The organism is Dyella sp. 01N448 (genome assembly GCF_056399225.1).
This window is the reverse complement of the sequence record NZ_JBFTQX010000005.1, coordinates 256,342-283,293: the sequence shown is the minus strand read 5'-3', so window position 1 is coordinate 283,293 and position 26,952 is coordinate 256,342. Positions and strand designations below refer to the sequence as shown.

Annotated in this window: 18 protein-coding genes; 13 read left to right on the top strand and 5 right to left on the bottom strand. The window is 63.8% G+C overall.

What is annotated here, in order from left to right:
- Nucleotides 1–176 precede the first annotated feature (176 nt).
- Complete coding sequence (locus tag AC1DKY_RS10910) at nt 177–698, top strand: hypothetical protein (RefSeq protein WP_441603322.1); 522 nt, start codon at nt 177–179, stop codon at nt 696–698.
- A gap of 28 nt (nt 699–726) precedes the next feature.
- Here AC1DKY_RS10910 and AC1DKY_RS10905 read toward each other — a convergent pair whose 3' ends face one another.
- Together AC1DKY_RS10905 and AC1DKY_RS10900 are read right to left on the bottom strand one after the other, a co-directional pair.
- Nucleotides 727–2,367: an MASE1 domain-containing protein gene (locus AC1DKY_RS10905; RefSeq protein ID WP_441603323.1), complete on the bottom strand. Its 1,641-nt coding sequence runs from the start codon at nt 2,365–2,367 to the stop codon at nt 727–729.
- A 309-nt stretch (nt 2,368–2,676) separates the two neighbouring features.
- Nucleotides 2,677–3,075 carry an OsmC family protein gene (locus tag AC1DKY_RS10900; protein WP_441603365.1) on the bottom strand — a complete coding sequence of 133 codons (399 nt, stop codon included), beginning with the start codon at nt 3,073–3,075 and terminating at the stop codon, nt 2,677–2,679.
- 291 nt (nt 3,076–3,366) lie between these two features.
- On the opposite strand from AC1DKY_RS10900, the gene AC1DKY_RS10895 reads away from it, so the two are divergent.
- Both AC1DKY_RS10895 and AC1DKY_RS10890 read left to right on the top strand, forming a co-directional pair.
- Nucleotides 3,367–4,866: an efflux transporter outer membrane subunit gene (locus AC1DKY_RS10895; RefSeq protein ID WP_441603324.1), complete on the top strand. Its 1,500-nt coding sequence runs from the start codon at nt 3,367–3,369 to the stop codon at nt 4,864–4,866.
- A complete protein-coding gene (locus AC1DKY_RS10890; protein WP_441603325.1) occupies nt 4,863–5,282 on the top strand; it encodes a GNAT family N-acetyltransferase in 420 nt (139 codons plus the stop codon). The genes AC1DKY_RS10895 and AC1DKY_RS10890 overlap by 4 nt, the downstream gene beginning before the upstream one ends.
- A gap of 1 nt (nt 5,283) precedes the next feature.
- On the opposite strand, the gene AC1DKY_RS10885 is transcribed toward AC1DKY_RS10890, so the two are convergent.
- Nucleotides 5,284–5,793, bottom strand: a complete 510-nt coding sequence (locus tag AC1DKY_RS10885) for a hypothetical protein (RefSeq protein WP_441603326.1) — start codon at nt 5,791–5,793, stop codon at nt 5,284–5,286.
- Nucleotides 5,794–5,941: 148 nt separating this feature from the next.
- Here AC1DKY_RS10885 and AC1DKY_RS10880 point away from each other — a divergent pair, with 148 nt between their 5' ends.
- Nucleotides 5,942–6,208, top strand: a complete 267-nt coding sequence (locus AC1DKY_RS10880) for a DksA/TraR family C4-type zinc finger protein (protein WP_441603327.1) — start codon at nt 5,942–5,944, stop codon at nt 6,206–6,208.
- A gap of 195 nt (nt 6,209–6,403) precedes the next feature.
- The gene (gene pgm, locus AC1DKY_RS10875; protein WP_441603328.1) at nt 6,404–8,053 is read left to right on the top strand and encodes a phosphoglucomutase (alpha-D-glucose-1,6-bisphosphate-dependent); all 1,650 of its coding nucleotides are present in this window, start codon (nt 6,404–6,406) and stop codon (nt 8,051–8,053) included.
- A gap of 63 nt (nt 8,054–8,116) precedes the next feature.
- Here pgm and AC1DKY_RS10870 read toward each other — a convergent pair whose 3' ends face one another.
- Entirely contained in the window at nt 8,117–9,142 is a 1,026-nt protein-coding gene (locus AC1DKY_RS10870; RefSeq protein WP_441603329.1) for an aldo/keto reductase, read from the bottom strand.
- Between the two features lie 1,336 nt (nt 9,143–10,478).
- On the opposite strand from AC1DKY_RS10870, the gene AC1DKY_RS10865 reads away from it, so the two are divergent.
- From AC1DKY_RS10865 to AC1DKY_RS10855, 3 genes are all read left to right on the top strand, one after another.
- Nucleotides 10,479–12,896: a GH92 family glycosyl hydrolase gene (locus tag AC1DKY_RS10865; RefSeq protein WP_441603330.1), complete on the top strand. Its 2,418-nt coding sequence runs from the start codon at nt 10,479–10,481 to the stop codon at nt 12,894–12,896.
- A gap of 100 nt (nt 12,897–12,996) precedes the next feature.
- Nucleotides 12,997–16,371: a GH92 family glycosyl hydrolase gene (locus AC1DKY_RS10860; RefSeq protein WP_441603366.1), complete on the top strand. Its 3,375-nt coding sequence runs from the start codon at nt 12,997–12,999 to the stop codon at nt 16,369–16,371.
- 163 nt (nt 16,372–16,534) lie between these two features.
- Nucleotides 16,535–19,357, top strand: a complete 2,823-nt coding sequence (locus tag AC1DKY_RS10855) for a TonB-dependent receptor plug domain-containing protein (RefSeq protein WP_477179923.1) — start codon at nt 16,535–16,537, stop codon at nt 19,355–19,357.
- 46 nt (nt 19,358–19,403) lie between these two features.
- On the opposite strand, the gene AC1DKY_RS10850 is transcribed toward AC1DKY_RS10855, so the two are convergent.
- The gene (locus AC1DKY_RS10850) at nt 19,404–20,042 is read right to left on the bottom strand and encodes a response regulator (RefSeq protein WP_441603332.1); all 639 of its coding nucleotides are present in this window, start codon (nt 20,040–20,042) and stop codon (nt 19,404–19,406) included.
- Between the two features lie 482 nt (nt 20,043–20,524).
- Between AC1DKY_RS10850 and AC1DKY_RS10845 the strand changes: the two genes are divergently transcribed.
- The 5 genes from AC1DKY_RS10845 (at nt 20,525) to AC1DKY_RS10825 (ending at nt 26,939) form a co-directional block, all read left to right on the top strand.
- Nucleotides 20,525–20,854 (top strand): BON domain-containing protein, encoded by a 330-nt coding sequence (locus AC1DKY_RS10845; RefSeq protein ID WP_441603333.1) that lies wholly within the window; start codon nt 20,525–20,527, stop codon nt 20,852–20,854.
- An 88-nt stretch (nt 20,855–20,942) separates the two neighbouring features.
- Entirely contained in the window at nt 20,943–23,303 is a 2,361-nt protein-coding gene (locus AC1DKY_RS10840; protein WP_441603334.1) for a phosphoketolase family protein, read from the top strand.
- Nucleotides 23,300–24,379, top strand: coding sequence for an acetate/propionate family kinase (locus AC1DKY_RS10835; protein ID WP_441603335.1), 1,080 nt, complete (start codon nt 23,300–23,302; stop codon nt 24,377–24,379). The genes AC1DKY_RS10840 and AC1DKY_RS10835 overlap by 4 nt, the downstream gene beginning before the upstream one ends.
- Before the next feature lie 177 nt (nt 24,380–24,556).
- Nucleotides 24,557–25,957, top strand: a complete 1,401-nt coding sequence (locus tag AC1DKY_RS10830) for an FAD-containing oxidoreductase (protein ID WP_441603336.1) — start codon at nt 24,557–24,559, stop codon at nt 25,955–25,957.
- Between the two features lie 115 nt (nt 25,958–26,072).
- Complete coding sequence (locus AC1DKY_RS10825) at nt 26,073–26,939, top strand: GAF domain-containing protein (protein ID WP_441603337.1); 867 nt, start codon at nt 26,073–26,075, stop codon at nt 26,937–26,939.
- The last annotated feature ends 13 nt before the right edge of the window (nt 26,940–26,952 follow it).

Here is a 26,952-nt window from a genome sequence, read left to right as displayed (position 1 = left end):
ATGGGCTCTGGTGCAGAGTCTCCCGGCTGGCGATACGCCGCAACGGCCTGCGCCAGTGATGATCGGTCTTGAGTGATGCCAGCGGCATCTCGGAATAGGGGATCAACATGGAGGAAAAACATATGCATCATGCATCGAGCCGTCGGTTTCGTTGGTTGGCCTTGGGCGCTTTGGCGATGTCGTTGACATCGATGGGCGCGATGGCCGCCAACAGCCTGCCGTCCAGTGGATTGGGCCAGTCTTGGCCGAACGCCACCGACGTCAGCGCCAGTCCGCATTGGCATGTCTATGTGTTCCAGCGCAACGGTGTGCGCTATGTGCAGATCAACGATCTGGGCGGCAAGGTGCGCGCCGCGTTCGCCACGGCCTCGGGCAGCTTCCTCACCTTGCCGGTGGGTTCCGATGCTGCGCGCGTGGCCACGCCTGATGAGCCGCTGCCGGCGTCCGGCAATACCAAGGGCGATATCGTCTATCAGGACAGCACCGTGAAAGTGCTGGTCGCGCCGCAAGCCGATGGTTCGACAGCGACGTATGTCGCCGCTGGCGACTGCCACGATCCGGTCGAATGCAGCTCGCGCTTCCAGGGGCCGTCGACCAATGCGGTAGCGACTCCGCAGGCTCCTGCTACCACCAAGAACGCAACCACCTCGTCCGGTGATTGCCACGATCCGGTGGAATGCAGCTCGCGCGCCAATTGATGTTGCAGTAAACCCTGCCGGAGCGCTTCTAACGCGAAGCGCTCCGGTGGTGGATCGCGCTGCTGCGCAACGAATCGTGCAGCAGCAACGTCACGCTGACGCTCGATCCGATGTCGCGCAGATGCACATCGCCGCCATAGATATGCGTGCGATCGCGTATCGAGGAGATGCCCAGCCCGCTGGCGCCCAGCAGGGTCATCGCCTGCTTCCAGGGTTCCTCATCCAGCTCTGCATGGGGCGTCGCGTCGCCCATGCCGCGCCTGCCGACCAGGCGCATCACCACCCAGCGTCGGCCGCGCGTGTGTCCGCCGCGCAGCTGCAGCTGCACATCCTGCATGGGGCCGCGTGACAGCACGTGGACCAGCACTTCGCAGGCCAGCCGATACAGCGCCATATGCACATCGGGGGCGAGCTGGCTCAGGCCGCGTCCGGAGAGTTCGCATTGATAGGTGGCGCCTGCCATCTGGATGGCCTGCGCAAACGGCCCTTCGCGCAGCGTGGCCGGTACGCCGCGCTCGCGCCAGCCGCGTGGATACAGCGCATTGGCGAGGCGATGCATTTCGTGTTGCGCCAGCGCTACCTGCTTGGCATAGCTGCGTTCTTCGCTGGTGGGCAGCACATGTCGAAGACGGTCCAGCAGGCGGTTGTGGTTGTCGCGGATGGTGACGCCGATGTGTTCCAGCGTGTCGGCCGCCTGGCGTAGCCGCAACTCTTCCAGGTAAAGACCTTGCTGGGCGAGCTGAAAACCGCGCAAGGTATCCATCTGCGTGGCGTGCTCCGCATGCGTCTGATGGGCGATGCGCGAGCCGAGCATAAGCAAGGTGGTGATGGCGAACGCGATCAGCGCCTGGGCCTGGATGACGCCCGGATCACGCACGATCGAGGAGGTCATGGTCACCGCCAGGCTCGCCAGCGTGCCGCCCAGCGCCGCGCCTTGCCAGCCGTGGCGCGAGGTGAGCCAGACCACCGGCAGGAACATGGCGATGCGGAACACCTGCATGCTGTCGCCCTGGCTGCTGAATACCAGGCCCATCAGCACGAGCAGCGGCGTCACCACGCCAATCAAGGTGTCCTTGACGAGGCGGCTGCGCCACAGTTCGGCTTCGCGCGGATTTGCTGGCCTGCGCGTCTGCCCTAGATAGATCGCGATCACCGTGGGCGCGATGGCCAGTGCACCCAGGTAATTGCCGAGGAAATAGCCAAAGATGATCTGGATGTCCAACGGCGGCAGCGGGACGCCGGCTGGCACTTCCGCCGCCATCAGTACCAGCGCATTGCTGATCGCCGTCAATACGGCGCCAGCGAGTATCACGCCCAGCAGCATGGGCATGCTGATCTGGTGTGCGCCCAGCAGCAAACGTGCATGGCGGCGCGCCCAGGCCACGGCGCCCATCAAGGGCAGGATCGGCGGCACCGCGGCCAGGGCCGACCAGCGCCAACCGAAGTCGTCGATGCAATGAAAGGCGTGATAGTCCACCGGGATCATTTCGCCGATCAGCAGCGCAGGCCAATAGCGATAGGGAAACAACAGCAGGCTGGCCACCCGCAGGCCCGCAGGCAGATTCCAGTGAGAGACGGATACGTCGCGTAGCAACGCATAGCTGACGGCGTACGCCATGCAAACAGCCACATGACGGCCCCAGGCGCGTGGCGCGATAGCTTCCCCCATGCTGTTCTTCCCCTTGGCTGCCGTGACTCCCCTGGCTCTCGTGGGCCAGGGTTTATGTGCTCGGTGCAATATCGTCGTGCACCGGCACCCCCATCATCCAGGTCGGGTATCGGTTGTCCTGCCGCCCTGAATCATCTGTTGGGCTGCGCCACGTTTTCACTCTGCAATCAGGCGCGGCCGTGTGACACCAGCGCGGACTCTCTCATAAAAGCCGGTGATGTTCTGGTGAAGGGTGTCGCATTGTGACGCAGTGCAAATACTTGCGATTGCGTCCACACAATTTCGCGATCAGATCGTTAAATCAGGGGCTTAAGCGGCCTCGCCACGGCGACTGGAGATGGTCACGCCCTCGCGCATCGCCTTGGTCACCGGGGTATTGGCGACAATTTCCAGCAAGCGGGCCCATTGCTCGTCGCTCAGCGCGGCCGAAGCGTGCAGCGTACGCATGACCTGCAGGCGACCCTCGTCGTCGCGATCGAGCTGCAGCTCGGCGCGGAACTCGCCCAGCTCCCAGCCCTTGCGTTCGGCATACATGCGCAGGGTGATCGCGGTGCAGGCGGCGAGCGCAGCCAGGTAGTAATCGAACGGCGCTGGTGCTGCCCCTTGTCCACCGAGCTTGACCGGCTCATCGGTGTCCAGTTTGAAGTGCGCGGTTTCGATGTGATGAAGGTAGTGGCTGTCGGTTGAAACGATGCTTGCAGAGGACACATGGGACATGGGCGTTGATCCTTGAGGTTGAGCACAGAGACGCAGCGTAAGCGCCGATGCACGCGACGCCAAGCGCCGTGGAGCGCGACATCGATCTGACAATTGGACAAAAGTCGCCCCTGTCTGGCTGTTTGTCGTTGCCTCGCAGCGCTGCGCGAGCCTGAGGCGGGGCGATATAATCGACGCACACGTGCAGGCTTCTGCATGTTGCGTACGCGCCGGCCATGGTTTCACCAAGGGTCGGCAGCGACGACGCGCAGCTCCGCGCTCCACTTTTCGGATGATCCCGCCATGCGTTCCCTCGTCCTTCCTGTCGCCATCGCACTCAGCCTGGTTATCGCCGGCTGCACCACCAGTCGCGGCTTGCACACCACGGGCACCATGACCGAACCGGGCAGCCTGAAATCCGAGCGCAGCCTGGCCGATGTGCAGCTGAGCCCCACGGCATGGCCGGCACAGGATTGGTGGGTGGCCTATGGCGACCCGCAGCTCACCGCCTTGATCGAGGAAGCGCTGCAGAACAACCCCAGCCTCGAGCAGGCGCAGGCGCGCGCACGCCAGGCGCAGGCCGTGGCGGACAGCATCAATGCGCTGCGCAAGCCGCAGTCGAATTTCGACGCGTCGATCACCGGCGCGTACCTGTCGAAGAAGAACCCGATCTATCCCGAATATGCGATTGGCACGTTTGCCTGGAGCAAGTCGCTCACCGCCGATTTCTCGTGGGATCTGGACCTGTGGGGCGGCAAGCGCGCGGCATGGGAAGCCTCGCTGGGTCGCAGTCGTGCCGCGCAGATTGAAGCACATGCGGCGCGCATCGAGTTGTCGGTGAATGTGGCGCGCGCCTATGTGCAGCTCGGCTATGCGTTTGCGCAGAAGGATGTCGCCGATGCGGAAGGCGATCGCACCGGTCGCTCGCTCGACATCACGCGCAAGCTGGTGCGCGGTGGGCTTGGCACGCCGCAGCAGGAGCATCTGGCCGATTCGGAAGCGGCCGGCGCCGAGCAACAAAAGGTGGCCGCCGACCGCGCCATCGATGCAGCGCGCAGCTCGCTCTCGGTGTTGCTGGGGCAGGGGCCGGATCGCGGCCTGAGCATCGAGCGGCCGCAACTGGTCGATCGCGGCCCGGCCGTCCTGCCCGACAAATTGCCGGTGGATCTGCTCGGACGTCGCGCCGATCTCGTGGCGGCGCGCTGGGAAATCGAAGCGGCCAACCGCGATGTCACGGCGGCCAAGAAGGAATTCCTGCCCAACATCAGCGTCAGCGCCATGGCCGGCCTGATTGCCGTGGGCGGCAGCACCAACGTGCTGTCGCTGCAGGCACGCCAGTATGTGTTCGGTCCCGCGCTAAGCCTGCCGCTGTTCGATGGCGGCCGTCGCCGCGCCCATCTGGCGGGCGCCGATGCCGAGTACGATGCGATGGTGGCGCGTTACAACAGCTTGCTGGTGAGTGCCTTGAACGAGGTGTCCGATCAGGTCTCCGCGCTCACTTCGGTGCGCCAGCAGATCGTGTTGGAGCGACGCTCGGCGGACGATGCGCAGAAGAGCTGGGATGATGCGATCAAGGCTTACGAGGGTGGGCTGCGCGGCCCGCTCACGCCGCTCACCAGTCGCCAGCAATTGCTGACCGCGCAACAGCGCCTGGCGCTGCTGGAAAGTCAGCAGGCGGATATCTCCATCCGACTGATCGAGGCGCTGGGCGGTGGCTTCGACGGCGTCAACGACGTTGCCGAGATGAACCAGGCGAGCGCGCCGCCGCAGGCATCGGCGACACCGGATGCCACGCGCCGATGAACTACGAACTTCACGCTGTCCACGCCCCGGATGCCACCGATCGCGAGGCCATTGCGGCGCCGCTGCGCGCTTACAACCTCAGCAAGGTACCGACGCTCGACATCCAGCCGCTGGTGATCGCGCTGCGTGACGAGCACGGCCACACCATTGGTGGGCTGTGGGGCGAGACCGCGCTGGACTGGCTGCACATCGACCTGCTGGGCATTCCTGAGTCCATGCGCGGGCAGGACGTGGGTACGGCGATCCTGCGTCGTGCGGAAGAGATCGCGCGCGAGCGCGGCTGCGTCGGCGCGTGGCTGGATACGTTTGCGTTCCAGGCCCGCGGTTTCTACGAAAAACTCGGCTACAGCGTGTTCGGCGAGATTCCCGATTATCCGGTGGGCGGCGCGCGCTATTTTCTGCGCAAGCGTTTCTGACTCAGCGCAGGATCTCCACCAGCAGGATCCACGCGCCGAACATGCCGCCGATGAAGGAAAACAGGACACCCGGCACCAGCCAGTAAAGGCCGCCGGTACCGAGCTCAATGGAGATCGCCATCACCAGGAAGGGCAAGGTGGCGATCTGCGTGATCAGTGCGCGTGTGAGGATCCAGTCCTTGTGTTCGCGCCAGTTCCAGTTGGCCGTGGCCTGGCGCAGCTGCATGAACTGGTTCCAGGTGGGGATGAACCATGCCACCAGGCCAATCGCCAGCGCCACCCAGCCGAACAGCCGCGCCGAGATGCCGGGCACCAGGCCCAGCGACGCAATCATCAGCACGTTGGCCAGCTTGCACAGCGCGTCGATGGCGCGGCTGGGCAAGATGGGATTGGCCACGATGCTCGACAGGTTGATCGAGATCGCCACAAACAACAGGCCGGTCAGCGCCGCTGCTGCACCCACTTCAGCCGACAGCAGGGAACCCCAGCCAGCAAGATCGTAAGCGTGCATATGCGCTCCTCGACGGTACCTGACTGACCTTACAACGCCGGCCCGGCGTATGCTTGGGAACGTGGCCTGCAACCCCATCTTGATGGGCTGCATAGCGTTGTAGTGGGCCGGCGCCGATGGCGTGCGACGGTCCCGGGAGGCAGGAGAGATGGCAACAGGTTGGGCCGGCGACGGCGCCGTACAGGACCAGATCGACGCGACCGTGGACGACGCGGTCAAGCGTGCGCGCAGCCGCATGCAGAGCGGTCCTGGTCTCACTCATTGCGAAGAATGCGACGCAGCCATTCCCGAAGCGCGACGCAAGGCCGTGCCCGGCGTACGCCTGTGCGTGAACTGCCAGACGGCGCACGACCAGGAAGAGGCCGCCTTCAGCGGCTATAACCGTCGCGGCAGCAAGGACAGCCAGCTGCGCTGAACAGTGTCCGACGATGCTGCGTCGTTTCACCCGTTGTGCACGTCTGCATAGGCGTTTCAGGCGGTTTTGCTCTTGACACGCGACGCTGCGGCGAGGGTCAATGGTTCCTTTCTGTCGAACCAGGATGCGCCCTCGCATGACCATGTCCTACCGCCTGTGCCCGTTCGCCCGTTCCGTCACTGCCGAGACGTGCCGATGAGCCGCCTCAGCCCGCTGGCCGGCAAGCTGGTCCCTGAGAATCAACTGGTGGATGTGGGCCGCTTGCGTGATGCCTATGCTGATCTGCGCCCGGATGTGGGTGTGCCCAGTCAGCGCGTGGCGTTTGGCACTTCGGGTCATCGCGGCAGTTCGTTCGAGCGCAGCTTCAACGAGTGGCATGTGCTGGCGATCACCCAGGCCATCTGCGAATACCGTGCAGGCAAGGGCATCGACGGTCCGCTGTTCATCGGCATCGATACGCACGCCTTGTCGCAGCCGGCTCTGGAAAGTGCGCTGGAAGTGCTCGCTGCGAATGGCGTGGAGACCATGGTCTCCAAGGGCGGCGAATACACGCCGACGCCGGCGATTTCGCACGCCATCCTCACCTACAACCGCGGCCGCAGCCACGGCTTTGCCGACGGCATCGTGGTCACGCCTTCGCACAATCCGCCCGATGGTGGCGGCTTCAAGTACAACCCGCCCAACGGCGGTCCCGCCGATACCGACATCACCGGCTGGGTGCAGAAGCGCGCGAATGCGCTGATCGAAGGCGGCTTGCGCGATGTGCGCCGCGTGCCATTCGCCGAAGCCATGCGCGCGTCGACGACGCACCAGCACGATTTCCTCGATGCCTATGTCACCGACCTCGCCAACGTCATCGATTTCGATGCGATACGCGGCAGCGGCGTGCACCTGGGCGTCGATCCGCTGGGCGGTTCGGGCGTGCACTACTGGGCGCCGATTGCCGAGCGTTACAACATTGACCTCACCGTCGTGAGCGATGTGGTTGATCACACCTTCCGCTTCATGAGCGTGGACTGGGACGGCAAGATCCGCATGGATCCTTCCTCCTCGCACGCCATGCAGCGCCTGATCGGCCTCAAGGACAGCTACGACGTCGCCTTTGCCTGCGATACCGATCACGACCGCCACGGCATCGTGACGCGCAGCACCGGCCTGCTGTTGCCCAATCACTATCTGTCGGTGCTGATCGACTACCTGTTCCGCCATCGCCCGCATTGGCGCGGCGATGCCGCCGTCGGCAAGACGCTGGTGAGCACGGGCTTGATCGATCGCGTGGCGAAGCGGCTGGGTCGTCGCCTTTACGAAGTGCCGGTCGGCTTCAAATGGTTTGTCGATGGATTGTTCGATGGCTCGCTGGGTTTTGGCGGCGAGGAAAGCGCGGGCGCGTCGTTCCTGCGTCGCGACGGCAGCGTGTGGAGCACCGACAAGGACGGCATCGCCGCCGCGCTGATGTCGGCGGAAATCGCCGCGCGCACGGGCAAGGATCCGGGCGAGTTGTATCGCGAGATGACCCGCGCCCTGGGTACTCCGGTGTCAGAGCGCGTCGATGCGCCGGCTAACACGGAGCAGAAGGCGAGGCTTTCCAAGCTGTCGCCCGATCAGGTGAAGAGCACGCAGCTGGCCGGCGAGAAGATCGAAGCCGTAATGGATCGTGCGCCTGGCAATGGCGCATCGATTGGCGGCATCAAGGTGGCGTCGGCCAATGGCTGGTTTGCAGCGCGACCGTCGGGCACGGAAGACATCTACAAGATCTACGCGGAGAGCTTCAAGGACGAGGCGCATCTGCAGCGATTGCTGGAAGAAGCGCAGGCGATGGTGGACGCGGCGCTGCACGCAAGCTGATTCATTCGCATCGCTGTACGCAAAGAGGCGCGCAACTCACTGCGCGCCTCTTTGCGTTTGGCCTTACACCGGCGAGGGATTGCGTTCCTGGAAGCCAGCCTGGTGCCAGTACGGATAGGCCGGCGTCACGGCGCTGGCTTCATCGAGCTTGGCCACCTGTTCCTTGCTGAGGTTCCAGCCCACCGCGCCGAGGTTCTGCTTCAGCTGCTCCTCGTTGCGCGCACCGATCACCACGGTCGATACCGTCGGACGCTGCAGCAGCCAGTTCAGTGCGATCTGCGGCACGCTCTTGCCGGTTTCCGCGGCGACTTCGTCCAGCGCATCGACCACGCGATAGAGATAGTCGTCCGACATCTGCGGGCCCACGTCGCCAGTCTTGTGCAGACGGCTGGTGGTGGGCAACGGTTGGCCGCGGCGGATCTTGCCGGTGAGGCGACCCCAGCCCAGCGGGCTCCACACCACCGCGCCCACGCCCTGGTCGATGCCCAGCGGCATCTGTTCCCATTCGTAATCGCGGCCGATCAGCGAGTAGTACGCCTGGTTCGCCACGTAGCGCGAATAGCCGTAACGGTCGGCCACGGCGAGCGATTTCATCAGGTGCCAGCCGGAGAAATTGGAGACGCCGATGTAGCGGATCTTGCCGGCGCGCACGAGATCGTCCAGAGTCGACAGCGTTTCTTCCACGGGAGTCTTTGCGTCGAAGCCGTGCAGTTGGAACAGGTCGATGTAGTCGGTGCCAAGGCGCTTGAGCGCGGCATCGCAGGCCTTGAGCAGATGGAAGCGCGAGGAGCCTACATCGTTGGGGTCCTCGCCAGAGCGGAACGTTGCCTTGGTCGAAATCAGTACGCGATCGCGGCGGCCTTTGATGGCTTCGCCGAGCACCGATTCGGCAGCGCCTTCGGAATAGATATCGGCGCTGTCGAACATGGTGAGGCCGGCATCGAGGCAGACATCGACCAGGCGCTTGGCTTCCGCCACGTCGGTGTTGCCCCAGGCGCCGAAGAATTCGCCTTTGCCGCCGAAGGTGCCGGTGCCGAAGCTGAGCACGGGGACTTTGAAGCCGGATGCGCCTAGGTGACGGTATTCCATGGGGAGGGACCTCTTTGTGTTTGGGAATGGGGGAGAGGAATGACTGTTCTATAGTTCGAAGATACGGAACTAGGCTTTATGAGGCAATGCGCTTGGGGTAATGGTGCTTTGTCGGTCGCATGAGTGGCGTGTGCGAGCTTTGAGGCGTTCGCATAGCGGCGGGCATCTGGGCGAAGGCAGTTTTTTTTGCCCGTCATCCCGGCGCAGGCCGGGATCCAGTAGCGTCGGTCTTCGGTTATCGCCATGTCGCGACCTGGCTCGCCTGCCGCGGGCTTCCGTCCTCCTGCCGGAGGCCGGGTTACTTTCTCTTGCTTGCCCAAGAGAAAGTAACCAAAGAGAAGGGCCCCCCGGATGACGCGCCTTCCGGACCTTCGGTCCTCCAGGTGCGCGTGCGGGTTACGGGGTTTTTCGACAGGACATCCCTGTCCTGTCGAAAAACTGGCCGCATCCATGCGGCCACCCTCCGGGCTTTCCTCCACCCGCCCGCCGCGTCATACGGGGACCCCGGGGATCAAGAGCCGGATCAAGAGCTGAACAACGCGACGTTGTTGGGCCAAGCAGCTCCCTTGTAGGAGCGCACTTGTGCGCGACCCACCAACGGAGCGGTACACCTCAGCGCTGCGGTCGCGCACAAGGTGCGCTCCTACAAGGGAGCACGCTCGCGACAAACCTACGGAGCGGTACACCGCAGCGTGGCTGTCGCGCACAGGGTGCGCTCCCACAGACAAGCGGGCGCAGTGAGGCTCTGCATTAATTCCTCTTCGCGATGGCGCGCGGAGACGTACACCCCAGCTCTGCGGTCGCGCACAAGTGCGCTCCTACAAGGGAGGGCGCAGGTCTGTGGATGGCGGATCAACATTGCCGATCGGCTTCTTTGTGGGAGCGCACCCTGTGCGCGACAAACCTACGGAGCGGTACACCCCAGCTCTGCGGTCGCGCACAAGTGCGCTCCTACAAGGGAGGACGCAGGCCTGTGGATGGCGGATCAATCTTGCCGGTCCGCTTCTTTGTGGGAGCGCACCCTGTGCGCGACAAACCTACGAAGCGGTACACCGCAGCGTSGCTGTCGCGCACAGGGTGCGCTCCCACAGACAAGCGGGCGCGGCGATGGCTGAAGGGATAAAGCCAATGCGAATTGAGGCGATGGGTGCGACCCCTGGGCCTCTTTTGCACTGCAGCAAGCATCCCGGCTGCAAAGCAGGTTAGAGTTGGGGACAGGCACAAGTCGCTGTCATCCGGGAACCGGGTCCATCACTTCGTGGCCTTTTTTTAGATGCTCAATTTAGATCGATCTAAATATGTGAAGACGGCTAAACGTCCGTCGGGGAGAGGTGGCATGGGGCAGGGCTTGTCGGGTAGGCAGGGGCTTCGTCGCGCGTGGATCGCGGCGCTGGCGTGTGGCGTGTCGATGGCGGCCGCGTCGCCCTTGTTGGCGCAGGGCGCGAGTCAGCCGGCGGACGAGGTCAATCCGCTGATTGGCAGCCGCCATGGCGGCAACACCTATCCGGGCGCGGTGGTTCCGTTCGGCATGTTGCAGTGGAGTCCGGAGAACACGCGCGGCAAGCACACCCGTACCGCCTCGCCCAGCGGCTATCTGTACGACGCGCCGCGCATCCGCGGTTTGAGCCTCACGCATATCTCCGGCGCCGGTTGTGCTGGCGCGAGCGGCGATGTGCCCTTTATGCCGGTGACCACCGCCGTGCAGGCCTCGCCTTCGGCTGATCTCACCGATGCCACCTACGCCAGCGACTACACGCACGCCAACGAGCAGGCCACGGCCGGCGCGTATCGTGTGCGCCTGGCCAATGACGTGCAGGTGGAACTGGCGGCAGCAACGCGCAGCGGCATCGGCAGCTTTGCGTTTCCTGCCAACAAGCCGGCCAATCTGCTGATTCGCACCTCCGATTCCGAAGTGGGCAGCAGCGACGCGAACGTCAGCATCGATCGTGCCACGCACACCGTCACCGGTTCGGTCACCAGCGGCAATTTCTGCGGCTACCTGGCCAAGGCCGATCAGCGCAGCTACTACACGCTGTACTTCGTGGCGCAGTTCGATCAGCCGTTCGCCTCCACGGGTGCCTGGCATGACGGCGAGGTGCAGCCCGGCAAGACGGCGGCGCAAGGCGGCACGGGTTATGACGCGAAGGGCTTCCCCACCGCGGGCAAGGGCTCGGGCGTGTGGCTGGGTTTTGATCCGGCCAAGGGCGCCGTGAACGTTCGCGTGGGCATCTCGTACGTGAGCCTCGACAACGCCAAGGCCAACCTCGCGGCGGAGATTCCCGCGGGGCAGACGGTGGCGCAGGTGCAGGCCAAGGCTCGCCAGGCGTGGAACGATGCGCTCGGCAAGGTCGCCATCACGGGCGGCAGCGCCGATGAGCGCACTACGTTCTACAGCGCGCTCTATCACTCCCTGCTGCACCCCAACGTATTCAGCGACGTCAACGGCGAATACCGCGGTTTCGACCAGCAGGTGCATCGCGTCGAAGGCAAGCAGCGCGTGCAGTACGCCAACTTCTCCGGCTGGGATATATACCGCTCGCAGTTGCAGCTGGTCACCTGGCTGTATCCGGACGTGGGCAGCGATATCGCGCAGTCGCTGTTCAACCAGGCCAATCAGAACCACGGTGAGTGGGATCGCTGGACGCACAACAACGGCGGCACCCACGTGATGAGCGGCGACCCGGCCGTGCCCGCGTTGGCTGCCATCGATGCCTTCGGCGGCCACGAGTTCGACCTGAAGGGCGCGTATGCCTCGCTGCTGACGGCGGCGACTGTGACGACTGCCAACGATCTCTCCGACGACGGCTGCAACGTGGAGTGCGTGGGCCAGCGTCCGTCGCTCGACCAGTGGCTGAAGTTGCATTACATCGCCACCACCTCGCACGCCTGGGGCGGCGCGGCGGAAACGCTGGAAGACGTGACGGCGGATTTTGCGCTCTCCCAGCTTGCTGCCCGCGTCGGCGACAAGAAGAACGAAGCGCTGTTCCTGACCCGCGCCGGCTACTGGCGCAACCTGTTCAACCCGAAGGCGGCGCCGGAAGGCGGCTATATCCAAAACCGCAATGCCGACGGCAGCTGGCCCGCGTTCAAGCCCGAGGCCGACGATGGCTTTGTCGAAGGCAGCGCGGCGGTCTATCTGTGGATGGTGCCGTTCGACGTGCGTGGCCTGTTCGATCAGATGGGCGGCATCGAGAAGGCATCGGCTCGTCTGGATCGCTTCTTCCACGACGACAAGGGCAAGTGGGCGCTGACCGAAGCCGGTCCCTTGCATGCCGAGCTCGACAACGAGCCCTCGGTGGGCACGCCCTGGTTGTATGCCTTTGTCGGACAGCCGTCCAAGACGCAGGAGGCCGTGCGCATCGTGGTGAACACGCTGTGGAAGAACACGCCCGAAGGCATTCCCGGCAACGACGACCTGGGCGAGATGTCGTCCTGGTATGTGTGGTCCGCGCTCGGCATGTATCCGGCCATTCCGGGTCGTGGCGAACTCATCCTCGGCAGCCCGTTGTTCACCCATGCAGTGATTCATCGCACACAGGGTGATGTGGTGATTGCCGCGCCATCGGCTTCGGCGCAGACACCGTTCGTGCAGTCCCTGAGCGTGAACGGCAAGCCGCACGACAGTCCGTGGTTGCCGGCGAGTTTCGCCGAGCATGGCGGGAAGCTTGAATTTACCCTGGGTGCGCAGGCCAATAAGGCTTGGGGCAGCGATATCGCCAAGGCGCCGCCGTCGTTCCCGCCGCCGAAAGCGTAAGCGGCACGAGCATGCATCACCCCATGTTGGGCGGACTGGATTGCGGAGAGCGTGGATGAATAAGCGGACGGCTATGCATGGCATCACGGCGGCGCAAGGTATGCGTCGTCAGGTGATGAGTCTCGCTGTTGCACTGGGTCTTGCGTCGGCGGCGCATGCAGCGACCGCGCCGACCCAGGGCTTTGCCACCTCGTTCGAAACCGGCGACGCCCAACCCGATTCAGCCAGCGTCAAAGGCTGGCGCATGAGTGTGGTGTCCGGCCCCGGCAAGGAGGAATCCCTCACCTCCAAGCCGGGTGTCGGTTTTACCGGCACGCACAGCCTTCGCTATGACGCCGACGCGGTCAGCGACGCGCATGAGCGGCGCACGGTGCTGTTTCACGCCAAGCAGCCGCTGACGGCGAACTCGCATCTTTCCTATGTGGTGCTTCCCGCCGATCCGAGCGGAGAGGCGCGCGGCCTGGCGCAGTACGTCGCCGTGGACCTGGTGTTCACCGACGGCACGCGGCTGTCGTCGCTGCATGCCCAAGATCAGCATCGTGTACCGGCGAACGCGTCCGCGCAGGGCGCTGCGCGCATGTTGCACGACAATCAGTGGAATGCGCTCGATATCGACGTGGGTGCGGTGGCGGCCGGCAAGACGGTGGCCGCGATCGAACTGGTGGAAGCGGCGCCCAAGGACACGGACGCTTTCCACGGCTATATCGATGACCTGCGGCTGAGTGATGTCCCTGCGGCCGCAGATGCATCGCCCAACACCTATGTGGACACGCGTCGCGGCAGCAACGCCAACGCGCATTTCTCGCGCGGCAATAATTTTCCGGCCGTGGCCCTCCCGCATGGTTTCAATTTCTGGACCCCGGCGACGCAGGCCGGTTCGGACTGGATCTATCAGTACCAGGACCGCAACGGCCCGGATAACCATCCGCGCATCCAGGCGTTCGCGCTGAGCCACGAGCCCAGCCCGTGGATGGGCGATCGCCAGACCTTCCAGATCATGCCGGCCGCCGTGGCCAGCGGTGCGCCGCCGCTCGATCGCGATGCGCGCTCGCTGAGCTTCACCCACGATCACGAAACCGCACGCGCCGATCTGTATCAGGTCACCTTCGACAACGGCATCAGCGCCGCCATGACACCGACCAGTCACGCCGCCATGATGCGCTTCACCTTCAAGGGCGATCGCTCGCAGCTGGTGTTCGACAACCGCAATGACAAGGCGGGCATCGAGCTCGATCCGCAGCACGGCAGCATCAGCGGTTATTCCGACGTGGCCAGCCATTTGTCCACGGGCGCCACGCGCTTGTTCTTCTACGCCAGCTTCGATCGGCCGGTGACCGAGAGCGGTCGGCTGAGCGCGCAGGGTCGCGATCACGTGGGCGCGTGGTTCGGCTTCGACACGGCGGCGGACAAAACGGTGACGATGCGCATCGCCACCTCCTTGATCAGCCTGGAGCAGGCCAAGCGCAATCTGGCCCAGGAGATTGCCGACAACGACACTTTCGACAGCGTGCAGGCACGCGCGGCGTCGCGCTGGAATGAGATGCTCGGCCACATCGAGATTCCCGGTGCCGGCGCGTCCGACAAGGTGACGCTGTATTCCAACCTGTATCGCCTGTTCCTGTATCCGAATGAGGCGTACGAAAACGTCGGCACGGCAGCAAAGCCGGACTATCGTTACGCCAGCCCGTTCTCTGCAGCCACCGGCGCCAACACGCCGACGCAGACAGGCGCGCGCATCGTTGCCGGCAAGCCGTACGTCAACAACGGCCTGTGGGACACCTATCGCACCGCATGGCCGGCCTATGCGCTGCTGACGCCCACGCAGGCGGGCGAGATGATCGACGGCTTCGTGCAGCAGTATCGCGATGGAGGCTGGATCGCGCGCTGGTCATCGCCCGGTTATGCCGACCTGATGGTGGGCACGAGCGCCGACGTCGCGTTTGCCGATGCCTGGAACAAGGGCATCCATAACTTCGATGTGCGCTCGTTCTATCAGGCTGCCCTCAAGGACGCGACCGTGGTAAGCGAGATTCCCGGCGCAGGCCGCAAGGGTATCGAGCGCTCGGTGTTCAAGGGCTATATCGACAACAGCACCGACGAGGGGCTGTCGTGGTCGATGGCCGGTTATCTCAACGACTTCGGCATCGGCGAACTGGCGCAGACACTGGCCGCCGGGCATGAGGCGAGCGATCCCTATGCCGCGCACTATGCCGACGATGCCCGCTACTTCCACAGCCGCTCGCTGAACTTCGTGAACCTGTTCGACGCGGCGGTCGGCTTTTTCGTGGGCCGCAAGCCGGACGGTTCCTGGCGCGTCGATGCTGAGCATTTCGATCCGAAGGCCTGGGGTGGCGATTACACCGAAACCAATGCCTGGAACATGACGTTCGAAGGCGTGCAGGACGGGCAGGGCCTGGCCAATCTCTACGGCGGCATCGATGGCCTGGCCAGGAAGCTCGACGCGTTCTTCGGCGCCGGCACCGATTTCAACGTGGGCGAATACGGCGGCATCATCCACGAGATGCTCGAGGCGCGCGACGTGCGCATGGGCCAGTACGGCCACAGCAACCAGCCTTCGCACCACATCCTCTACATGTACGACCTGGTCGGCCAGCCGTGGAAGACGCAGGACAAAGTGCGCGATGCGCTGTCGCGGCTGTATATCGGCAGCGAGATCGGCCAGGGCTATCCGGGCGACGAAGACAACGGCGAGATGTCCGCGTGGTGGGTGTTCAGTGCGGCGGGTTTCTATCCGCTGCGCATGGGCACGCCCACCTATGCGATCGGCGCGCCGTATTTCCCGCGCATGATCATCCATCTGGACAATGGCAAGACCATCGACATTCGTGCGCCGGACGTGAGCGATCGCAATCGCTATATCCAGAGCATGACGATCAACGGCAAGGCCTACGACCGTAGCTGGCTTGCGCATGCCGATCTGGTCGACGGCGCGGTGCTCGATTTCCGCATGGGCGCCGCACCGTCCCAGTGGGGTAGTGCGGACGGCGAAGCACGACTGCCGTCGCAGACGTCGGGCGCGAAGGCGCCGGCGCCGCTGGTCGATCTTGCCGACGGCAAGGGTGCGCACGTCGTGGTCGCAGGCGATGACGGCGCCGCCCGCGCATTGAGCGACAACACCTCCGATACCGAGGCGTCGCTCAAGGGTTCCTCGCCGACCGTGCAATTGGATCTCGACCAGCCGCGTGAGATTTCGATGTATACGCTCACCTCGTCGGCCAAGGCGGGTCGCGATCCCAAGAGTTGGAAGTTCGAAGGTTCAACCGATGGCGTTCACTGGGTCAGCCTGGATGAGCGTCGCGGCGAAGCATTTCCATGGCGTCGGCAGACGCGCGCATTCGGTGTGGCGCACCAGGGGAATTACGCGCACTACCGGTGGCGTGCGGAACATGTCGATGCATCGCAAGGCGTTGCATTGTCAGAGGTGGAGTGGCTTGGGTTAGCGCCTACGCCCTGAGTTGATCCAGCAAGGAAAGGCCTGGACCGCAGAAGGCTGACTTCTGCGGCATAGGGGGAGTTTTGTGTCTTCGTTTTGCCGTCGGCCAGAGACGGTGGCGAGGTTTGTCTTAGCAAGCCGTCTTAGAGGGGCGGTGAGCACATTCCGGGGAGAACCGCTGTTTATGAAAGCTCACGTAGTAAGTGCATTTGCAGTCAGTTTGCTGGCCTTGTCGATTGGACAGGCGCTGGCCGGGGACAACGACGTTGCAGCGCCAGCGCCCATCGCGCAGTCGAGCTCGGCGCAGGACAACAGCACGCCGCCCGTCGCGACGGCCACCGATGAAAAGAAGACCAAGAAGCTCGAAGCGGTGACGGTGACCGGCTCGCTGATTCCGCGCGCGCAGATCGAAGGGCCGTCGCCCATCACCACCATCACCGCCAAGGACATCGACCAGCAGGGCTTTACCGATACGTTCGATGCGCTGCGTTCGCTGCCGATTGCCAACGGTTCGGTGCAGGACCCGCAGTTCACCGGTGGTTATACGCCCGGCGCCAAGACCGTCAGCCTGTTCGGCCTCAATCCCAGTTTCACGCTCACCCTGCTCAACGGCCGGCCGATGGCGAGCTATCCGCTCGCCTACAACGGCAACAACAACATCACCGACATCGCCAATATTCCGGTAGGCCTGATCGACCATATCGACGTGCTGACCGGCGGCCAGTCCTCGATCTACGGCTCGGCGGCGATTGCCGGCGTAGTCAACATCGTGATGAAGGATCACATCGACGGCACGCACGTGAGCTTCCGCTACGGCGACTACAGCGACGGCGGTGGCGCCAGCAAGCGACTGCAGGTGAGCTCGGGCCACACCTGGGGCAATTTGGAGCTGAGCGGCGGCCTGCAGCTGTCCCAGGAAAACCCGATCTGGGCGTACCAGCGCAGCTATATCGATTCCTATAACGACGACCCGACCGGCAAACCTGGCGTGCCCTCGCGCACCTTCCTGCGCCTGGCCGAAGGCGACAATCCGCACTACATCGATCCGGGCTCGGCCACCTGCGCGCCGCTGAGCTATCTGTACAACGGCACCACCGCGTACAGCTACCGCGCGGGCTCCAATCTCGGCTATTACTGCGGCAGTCCGAACAACGTGAGCTATGCCACGCTGGCCAACAAGAGCACCGAAGCCAACGGTTCATTGTTCGCGCGCTATCACCTCAACGACAGCACCGAGCTGTATGCGGACATGCTGTACAGCTACAGCAACCCAACCTACAACGGCGGCAGTCCGTTCTGGAACAACACGTTCTACAACAAGACCAGCGGCCAGTACGAGGAATGGCAGCGCATCTTTGCGCCCGAGGAAGTGGGCTCCGATGCGCAGGACCAGCACGTGTTCACCCGCACCTACAACGTGAGCCTGGGTGTGCGCGGCAGCATCGGCAATTCGAGCTGGAACTACGACGGCTACTACAACCGTTCGCAGTCCAATGTGACGCGCAAGTCGACCGACTTCCTTGCCGCCAATGGCATCGACGATTACTACCTCGGGCCGCAGCTGGGCACCGACCCCAATGGCTACGCTATTTTCGCGCCGAATTTAGATCGATTGTATCAACCGCTGACGCGTGCCCAGTACGATCAGTTCACCGCGCCCAACATCTCCCAATCGATGGCCTGGACGCAGAACGAGACCCTCACCGCCAACACCACCTCGCTGTTTTCGCTGCCCGCGGGCGACGTGGGCTTCGCCGCCATCGTGCAGAACAGCAACGAGCGTTTCGACAACAGCTCGGCCAGCCCGGCAGCCGCCGAAGGCTACTATCGGGGCGTGACCGGCAGCACCACCGCATCAGGCAAGCGCAGCCAGTACGCCTTCGGCGGCGAGATGCGCATTCCGCTGTTTGAGACGTTGATCGCCAACGTGTCCTCGCGCTATGACAAGTACAGCTACGCGGGCACGGGCAACGGCAAGGCCACGTACAAGCTCGGCCTGGAATACCGTCCGATCGACACGCTGCTGTTGCGCGGCAGCTACGCCACGGCGTTCCGCGCGCCGGACATGTTCTACCTGTTCTCCTCCCATAGCAGCGGCTATTCGCAGTCGACCGACTACTACAAGTGTCGCCAGGAGGGTTACAACTCGCAGAACTACGGCGACTGCGCGCAGTCAGGCACGTCGATGCTGGCGGTGTCTTCGGGTAACACCAACCTCAAGGACATCACGGCCAAGTCCTTCACCTACGGCTTCGTCTGGTCGACGGCGGACAACAACCTGAGCTGGTCGGTGGACTACAACGCCATCCGCATCTCCAACGAAGTGGTGACCTTGAGCAGCGACGAGATCCTGCAGCAGGAAGCCAACTGCCGCCTCGGCACCTCCGAGAACGGCCAGCAAGCGTTCGACATCAACTCGCCGACCTGTCGCGAAGTGCTGGGCGAAGTGAAGCGCCTGCCGTCCACCGATCCGGTCAATCCGGGYGGCATATCGGAAGTGGATACCTATCCGATCAACGTGGCCACGGAATACCAGACCGGCATCCAGTCCAGCCTGAACTATCACTTCAAGACGTCATCGATCGGCAGCTTCCTGTTTAGCCTGGACTACTACGACGAGCTCAAGCACACCTATCAGGAAAAGGCCGGCGATCCTGTGACCAACTACCTGTGCTGCGCCAACTCCAACGAGTTCAAGAGCAGGGTCAGCGGCACGGCCACCTGGAATATCGGCAAGTGGAGCAGCACGCTGTACGGCATCCGCAATGGCACTTCCTGGAACTCCATCGGCACCGAGAAAAACATCGGCCCGTGGATCACCTTCAACGGCAGCGTGAACTACAAGATCATGCCGAAGACGACGATCTCGCYGGTGGTCAACAACATCGCCAACAAGCGTCCGCCCACCGATACCACCAACGGCAACTGGCCGTACTACGACGTGACCCTGTACAACGCGCTGGGTCGCTCGGTGTATCTCGAAGTGGGGTACGACTTCGGCAAGTAAGCAAGCAGACCCGCCGGGCCTGGTGCTCGGCGGGTCACCACGCGGCTCAGCCGAGCCCGTGTTCGTGCGCGTAGTTGTACAGCTCGGGGTCGTTGCGGATGCCGAGCTTGTGCATCGCGCTCATCTTCTGATGGCTGATGGTCTTGACGCTGCGCTCGCGCTTGGCGGCGATCTCCGAGATCGTGGATCCGGACACAAACAGCCGCAGCACTTCGATTTCCTTCTCGGTCAGGGCGAGCAGGCCGTCCTCGCGCACGCTGCCGGCGGAAAGGCCTAGCAGGCGCACCACCGATGCGCTCATATACGTTTCGCCCGCCTTGATGGCGCGAATCGCGCTGGCGATGTCATCGAGCCGGTCCGATTTGCTAAGCAGGGCGGCAACGCCTTTGGAGCGGATCGCATTGAGCAGCCCGGCGTTCGACAACATGGTGAGCACGATCACCTGGATGTCCGGCCAGCGGCCGCGAATTTGCTCCAACAGCTCCATGCCATCGTCGCCCGCAGGGCCTGGCATGCTGAAGTCGGTGATGACCAGGTCGCAAGGCGTGCGCTGCAGCGTCGCAAGCAGTTCCCGGGGCGAATGGGCTTCGGCGACGACGTCCACGCCGGCGATCTTTTGAGATTCCGCGATGACGCTGACCCGAACGATCGGATGGTCATCGGCAACGATGATACGGAGAGGCATGACGCAACTTCACAGTGATGATCTTGCGATCACTGTAGTTTGTGCAGCGCATGATTCGACGAAAGCTGGGCGTAAATCAGAGGACTCTCAGCAACGGTGTCAGTGGCTGATCATCACGACGCGTCGCCCGGCAACAGCAGGATCGGCGGTCATCAGGGGGGGGCGGACGCATCGCAGGCCTGATCGAGAAGCAGCCCTGGCGCGCGGCGGACCCGTTCATCGCGGATCGACATGTCAATCTCAGATTCGTCCGATTTGCCTGTCAGCGAAATCCTGTGAATATGGCGCCCTGTCACTGGACGGACAGAAGAAACAAGGATGTCTGACAGCCCCTCACGTAGGGGCTGTCTCTTTTTATGCCCAGGCGGGCGCCTGTGGCCGTGTCGGCCCGCGCGGGCCAAAGGCAAAATGCACGCGCGTTTCACGGCGTTCGACGATTAATAAAGTCGCAGATCAGGCCCGATACGCGACGAGGCAAACGTATGAAAGCTCATGTCATGGGGTGGTTGGTGATGCTCGCTGCCGGCCCGGCAATGGCTTTTCAGGCAGCAACGCCGAAGGAAGCGGCATCGCAGGTGCACAGTTCCGCCGACGCGCAGCTGCAGGCAGCGGTGCGCAAGGCGCTGGCGAACGATACGTCGCTCTCCGATGCCGGACACCGTGTGGAAGTGATTGTCTCCGATGGCGCCATCGTGCTTCGCGGCCCGGTCAAGAACGATACCGAGTCACTGCGGGTCGAGACCGTCGCGCGGCAGGTGAATGGCGTCAAAGAAGTCACCAACGAGCTCGATGTGATGCCCATGGTGCGCTGACCCGACGCCCTGGCGGCTGATGACGGCACCTGCACGCGGCGATTGGCACGATCCGGGGCCTTGAGTTCCGGACCTGAGGAAGCGCGCCATGCCGTCACTCGATCCCGTCCTGATGGACCGGATGCATCGCTACTGGAATGCAGCGAACTATCTCACCGTCGGGCAGATCTACCTGCGGGACAATCCGCTGCTTGAAGAGCCGTTGCGGCTGGAGCACGTCAAACAGCGTCTGCTCGGCCACTGGGGCACCACCTCCGGGCTCAACTTCATCTACGTGCATCTGAACCGGATCATCCGGCAGCACGACCTGAACATGATTTACGTGATCGGGCCGGGGCACGGCGGTCCCGGACTGGTTGCGAACAGCTATCTGGAAGGCTCCTATACCGAGGTCTATCCGCACGTTGGTCGCGATCGCGAAGGCATGCATCAGTTGTTCCGCCAGTTTTCCTGGCCGTACGGCGTGCCCAGTCATGTGGCGCCCGAGACGCCGGGCTCGATCCATGAGGGCGGCGAGCTGGGATATTCCTTGTCGCATGCGTATGGCGCGGCCTTCGACAACCCCGAGCTGATCGTCACCTGCATCATTGGCGATGGTGAGGCGGAGACCGGCCCGCTCGCCACCAGCTGGCATTCCAATAAATTCCTGAACCCCGCGCGCGACGGCGCGGTGTTGCCGATCCTGCATTTGAATGGCTACAAGATCGCCAACCCCACGGTGCTGGCGCGCATTGGCGACCGTGAACTGAAATATCTGCTGCAGGGATACGGCCACGACCCGATCTTTGTCGAGGGCAACGATCCCGCCCTGATGCACGTCGCGTTTGCCGCGGCCATGGATGCCTGTCTCTCGCGGATCCAGCGCATCCAGCGTCGCGCCCGTCGCGCAGGTGCCGGCGCCGCCACGCGGCCGCGCTGGCCGATGATCGTGTTGCGTTCGCCCAAGGGCTGGACCGGCCCCGCCTTTGTCGATGGCTTGCCGGTCGAAGGCACCTGGCGTGCGCACCAGGTGCCGCTGTCGGACATGTCCAAGCCCGGGCATCTGCAGATCCTCGAACAGTGGATGCAAAGCTATCAACCGCAGGCATTGTTCGACCGCAATGGCACGCTGATCGACGAGCTGGCCGAATTGCCGCCCACCGGGCATCGACGCATGAGCGCCAATCCGCACGCCAATGGCGGCAGCTTGTTGAAGCCTTTGCGCATGCCTAATTTCCGTGATCATGCGCTGAGCTTCGAACGCCCCGGCGCACTCAAGGCCGGGGCCACGCGCAATCTCGGTCGCTGGCTGCGCGACGTGATGGCGCTCAATCGCGATACCGGCAACTTCCGTCTATTTGGTCCGGACGAGACTGCATCCAATCGCCTGGAAGCGGTCTACGAAGTCTCGCCCAAGGTCTGGATGGCCGAGACCGTCGATACCGACATGAATCTGGCGCCCGATGGCCGTGTAATGGAGATGCTCAGCGAGCACCAATGCCAGGGCTGGCTGGAAGGCTATCTGCTCACCGGTCGGCACGGCCTATTCAACTGCTACGAGGCCTTCATCCATATCGTCGACTCGATGTTCAACCAGCACGCCAAGTGGTTGAAGGTGACCCGCACCATGGCCTGGCGACCACCAATCGCGTCGCTCAATTACTTGCTCAGCTCGCATGTGTGGCATCAGGACCACAACGGCTTCTCGCACCAGGACCCGGGCTTCATCGATCATGTGGCGAACAAGAAAGCCGAGATCGTGCGCATCTACCTGCCACCGGACGCGAACTGCCTGCTGTCGGTAGCCGATCACTGCCTGCGCAGCCGTCACTATGTGAACTTGATCATCTCCGGCAAGCAGCCGGACTGGCAGTGGCTGGATATCGAATCGGCCATCGCGCATTGCACGGCAGGTGCCGGCATCTGGCACTGGGCCGGCCACGGCGATGACGACCCGGATGTGGTGCTGGCCTGCGCCGGAGACGCGCCTACCGTTGAAGCGTTGGCAGCCGTCATGCTGCTGCGCCAGCGCATCCCGGACTTGCGCATCCGCGTGGTCAACGTGGTCGACCTGCTGACCCTGCAGACCGCCGACGAACACCCGCACGGCATGGATGACGACCAGTTCGATCGCCTGTTCACGCGCGACAAGCCGGTGATTTTCGCCTTCCACGGCTATCCGGGCATCATCCACAAGCTCACCTATCGCCGGCACAACCACGACAACATCCACGTGCGCGGCTACAAGGAAGAGGGCACCACCACCACGCCATTCGACATGATGGTGCTCAACAACCTCGACCGTTTTCAGCTCGCCCTGGATGTGGTCAATCGCGTGCCAAGGCTCGTGGCCATGCGCGCGGAGGCGAGACAGCGCTATTGGAGCGATATCGAGCGCCATCGTCTCTACGTGAGTGAGCACGGCGTGGATCTGCCGGACATCCTCAACTGGCAATGGCAGCCTGCATGAAGGTATTGACCCTGAATGTCGGCTCCTCGTCGCTGAAGTTCGGTATCTATCGGGTGGACTCGGACGGGCCACAAGCAGTGGCCGAAGGTGAGATCCAGACACGGGGTGAGCGCCGGCAGTTGCGCTATCACGACGGATCCCGCTCGGTGGAGCGGGAGCTTGCTGGTGAGGGCGATGAGGCAGCGCGGGATGCCTTGCGTAAGCTCGCGGGCATCACCACGATTGACGCGGTCGCTCACCGCATCGTGCATGGCGGTCCATGGCTGCGGGAACACTGCCTGATCGACGACGATGTGCTGCGCAAGATCGAAGCTGCCGCCAGCTTTGCGCCGCTGCATGTTCCCGCCGCCCTTGGATGGGTGAGGCATGCGATCAAGGCGCTGCCGCAGGCTTCGCAAATCGCCTGTTTCGACACCGCCTTTCATCGCGACCTTCCTGATACGGCGCGCATCTTGCCGTTGCCGCACGCCTTGCTGGCAAAAGGCGTGCAGCGCTATGGCTTTCACGGCCTCTCGTGCGAGTCGATCCTCGCGCAGCTGGATCCGGTGCCGGTCCGGTTGATCATCGCCCACCTCGGCAGCGGCGCCAGCCTCACCGCTGTACGCGATGGCCAGTCCATCGACACCAGCATGGGCATGACCCCGACCGGCGGCATTCTGATGGGAACGCGCCCGGGCGATCTCGATCCCGGCGTGATGCTGTTTCTGCTCCGCGAGGGGCACGCCAGCCCGAGCGAGCTGAACGACTTGCTGGAACATCGCTCGGGTCTGCGTGGCATTTCTGATCTCAGCGCCGACGTACGCGAACTGCGCGCCGCCAAGCATCAACCGCTGGCCGCACTGGCGCTGGAGCAGTTCGCCTTGTCCGTGTCGCGGCAGGCCGCCGGCATGGCGGTGGTACTGGGCGGCGTGGACCTGCTGGTCTTCACGGGCGGCATCGGCGAACACGACGAACCGACGCGCGCCAGCGTCAAAGCCCATCTCGCTCCGTGCTTTCCATCGCTGCAGACACGCGTGCTGCCGGCGCAGGAAAACCGCGTCATGGCGAGCCATGCCGCCCGCCTGGCGACGCACTGATTTTTTGCTCGTCATCCCTGCGAAGGCAGGGATCCAGCGACTTTCGTCTCACGAAGCGCGAAGGCACTGGATCCCTGCCTTCGCAGGGATGACGGTGGTTGAGATGGCGCGCCTTGACGCGACCTTTCCTGTCACGGTGCCACGCTAACGTTTTTCGGATTCCCCCTGGCAGCCATCATGACCAAGCGATTCGATGCAGTAGTAATCGGAGCAGGGCAGGCCGGCCCATCGCTGGCCGGACGCCTGGGCGCCGCCGGGCGCAAAGTGGCCCTGATCGAGCGCAAGCTGATGGGCGGCACCTGCGTCAACACCGGCTGCATTCCCACCAAGGCCATGGTGGCCAGTGCGGAGGTGGCCCACATGGGACGTCGTGCCGCGGACTATGGCGTGGGCACCGGCGAGATCACGGTGGACATGGCCCAGGTGTGGAAGCGCACGCAAGGCATCTCCGGGCGTTCGCGCGAAAACGTCGAGAACTGGGTGGCGGGCATGGCCAACGTCACCTTGTTTCGCGGTCATGCGCAATTCGAATCGCCCCGGACGCTGCGTGTCGGCGATGAGCTGATCGAGGCCGACCAGTTCTTCATCAACGTGGGTGGCCGTGCCGTCGAGCCGAATTTCCCCGGCGTAGGCACGGTGCCGTATCTCACCAACGTCGGCATCCTCGAACTGCAAGAGCTGCCCAGGCACCTGGTGATCGTGGGCGGCAGCTATATCGGCCTGGAATTCGGCCAGATGTTTCGCCGCTTCGGCGCCGAGGTCTCCATCGTGGAGCGCAGCCAGCGCCTGTTGCCGCGCGAAGATCCGGATGTCTCCGCCGCCGTCGTGGATATCCTCGAGCGCGAAGGCATCACCCTGCATCTTGGCGCGGAGTGCATCGAGCTGGAGGGCTCGGCGGGCGAGATCTGCGTGATCGCCGAATGCGCCGAGCCGCGCATGAAGGTGCACGGCACGCATCTGCTGCTGGCCGTGGGCCGGCGTCCGAACACGGACGACCTCGGCCTGGACAAGGCCGGCGTCAAGATGGACAAGAACGGCTACATCGTGGTCGACGATCAATGCCGCACCAATGTCGAGGGCATCTGGGCCATGGGCGATTGCAACGGTCGCGGCGCCTTCACCCACACCTCCTACAACGACTACGAGATCGTCGCCGCCAACGTGCTGGACAACGAGCCTCGCCGCATCTCCGATCGCATCCCCGCCTATGCGCTGTACATCGACCCGCCCCTGGGACGCATCGGCCTGACCGAGACCGAAGCCCTGCAAAAGGGCCACGACGTGCAGGTCGGCGTGCGCCCGATGACACGTGTCGGCCGCGCCATCGAGCGAGGCGAGACGCTGGGCTTCATGAAGGTCATCGTCGACGGTCAAAGCGAACGTCTTCTCGGCGCCGCCATCCTCGGCGCCAGCGGCGACGAGGCGATCCACTGCCTGCTCGATGTGATGTACGCCGATGCGCCGTACCGGACTGTAACGCACGCGGTACACATCCACCCGACCATCAGCGAGCTGCTGCCGACGACCCTGCAGGACCTGCGTCCGGTGACCGCTCCCGCGCCGGCTGTGACCACTTAGGCCCTGGCGCCGCCCCCGCTTTTGAGTACCCCGGAATTACACCTAAGTAGGGCGTCACATCGCCATCACATGGCGCATACTGGCCCGGGGTGGCGATCGGGGAATCATCAACGTCATGGCATCACAGGACGCATCCGAATACGTCTGGCCGCCGACCGTGGCCGGATTCGACCTGCCGGCGCCCTGCGTCGATGGTGAGGGCAAGGCCGAGCCCCTGATGCTCGCCTTCCTGAGCGCCCGCCCCGATCACTACTGGATCGAAGCCTTCGTCGCCGAAGTCGACGAGTTCAAAGCCCAGCACCAACTGCACGACGTGCGCATCGATGCCCGCCAATTGGTGGTGACCGGCCCCGCCGCGCAGCTGCGCGCGGTGACCAGCGACCTGCGCGACTTCGTGCATCGCGTGTCGCGCCTGAGCCTGCAGCGTCGCATGCGCGAGCGCCTGGCGCCCGGGTCCACCTTGGCTACCGGTGAAAACGCAACAACCAGTCGCGATGTCGCCCTGATCGCACGCATGCCCGGCGTGGCATCGATACTCCAGGCCGTATCGCGCGAGACCGGCATGCGCTTCGTCACCGTGGCCAAGGTATCGGATACGCGATGGACCGCCTGCGCGGTGTACGACGCGATCCAGTTCGGCTTGCGGGCAGGGCAGGACCTGGTGCTGGAAACCACCATCTGCAACGACATCCGCCAGCATGGTCAGACGGTCACGTTCAACCATGCGAGCACGCACCCGATTTTTTCGAACCACCCCACGCCGGCGCTGTATGGCTTCGAGAGCTATATCGCCGTGCCCATCTACCGCGCCTACGGACAATTCTTCGGCACCTTGTGCGCGGTCGATCCGCAACCCAGGCAACTGGATCCAGCCACCATCCAGGCGGTAGAGAAATTCGCTCGCGACATCGGTACCGAGATCGACACGCAGTTGTTGCTCGCCGAGAGTCAGGTGGTGCAGGCCGTCGTTCGCGACGAGTGATTGGCTTGTCTGA

Bases quoted from the DNA above. Each gene is read 5' to 3' on its own strand.
- AC1DKY_RS10860 (WP_441603366.1), top strand. From the start codon at position 12,997: ATGCGTCGTCAGGTGATGAGTCTCGCTGTTGCACTGGGTCTTGCGTCG.
- AC1DKY_RS10890 (WP_441603325.1), top strand. From the start codon at position 4,863: ATGAACTACGAACTTCACGCTGTCCACGCCCCGGATGCCACCGATCGC.
- pgm (WP_441603328.1), top strand. From the start codon at position 6,404: ATGAGCCGCCTCAGCCCGCTGGCCGGCAAGCTGGTCCCTGAGAATCAA.
- AC1DKY_RS10845 (WP_441603333.1), top strand. From the start codon at position 20,525: ATGAAAGCTCATGTCATGGGGTGGTTGGTGATGCTCGCTGCCGGCCCG.
- AC1DKY_RS10880 (WP_441603327.1), top strand. From the start codon at position 5,942: ATGGCAACAGGTTGGGCCGGCGACGGCGCCGTACAGGACCAGATCGAC.
- AC1DKY_RS10835 (WP_441603335.1), top strand. From the start codon at position 23,300: ATGAAGGTATTGACCCTGAATGTCGGCTCCTCGTCGCTGAAGTTCGGT.
- AC1DKY_RS10825 (WP_441603337.1), top strand. From the start codon at position 26,073: ATGGCATCACAGGACGCATCCGAATACGTCTGGCCGCCGACCGTGGCC.
- AC1DKY_RS10840 (WP_441603334.1), top strand. From the start codon at position 20,943: ATGCCGTCACTCGATCCCGTCCTGATGGACCGGATGCATCGCTACTGG.
- AC1DKY_RS10865 (WP_441603330.1), top strand. From the start codon at position 10,479: ATGGGGCAGGGCTTGTCGGGTAGGCAGGGGCTTCGTCGCGCGTGGATC.
- AC1DKY_RS10910 (WP_441603322.1), top strand. From the start codon at position 177: ATGTCGTTGACATCGATGGGCGCGATGGCCGCCAACAGCCTGCCGTCC.
- AC1DKY_RS10905 (WP_441603323.1), bottom strand. From the start codon at position 2,367: ATGGGGGAAGCTATCGCGCCACGCGCCTGGGGCCGTCATGTGGCTGTT.
- AC1DKY_RS10830 (WP_441603336.1), top strand. From the start codon at position 24,557: ATGACCAAGCGATTCGATGCAGTAGTAATCGGAGCAGGGCAGGCCGGC.
- AC1DKY_RS10885 (WP_441603326.1), bottom strand. From the start codon at position 5,793: ATGCACGCTTACGATCTTGCTGGCTGGGGTTCCCTGCTGTCGGCTGAA.
- AC1DKY_RS10850 (WP_441603332.1), bottom strand. From the start codon at position 20,042: ATGCCTCTCCGTATCATCGTTGCCGATGACCATCCGATCGTTCGGGTC.
- AC1DKY_RS10870 (WP_441603329.1), bottom strand. From the start codon at position 9,142: ATGGAATACCGTCACCTAGGCGCATCCGGCTTCAAAGTCCCCGTGCTC.
- AC1DKY_RS10895 (WP_441603324.1), top strand. From the start codon at position 3,367: ATGCGTTCCCTCGTCCTTCCTGTCGCCATCGCACTCAGCCTGGTTATC.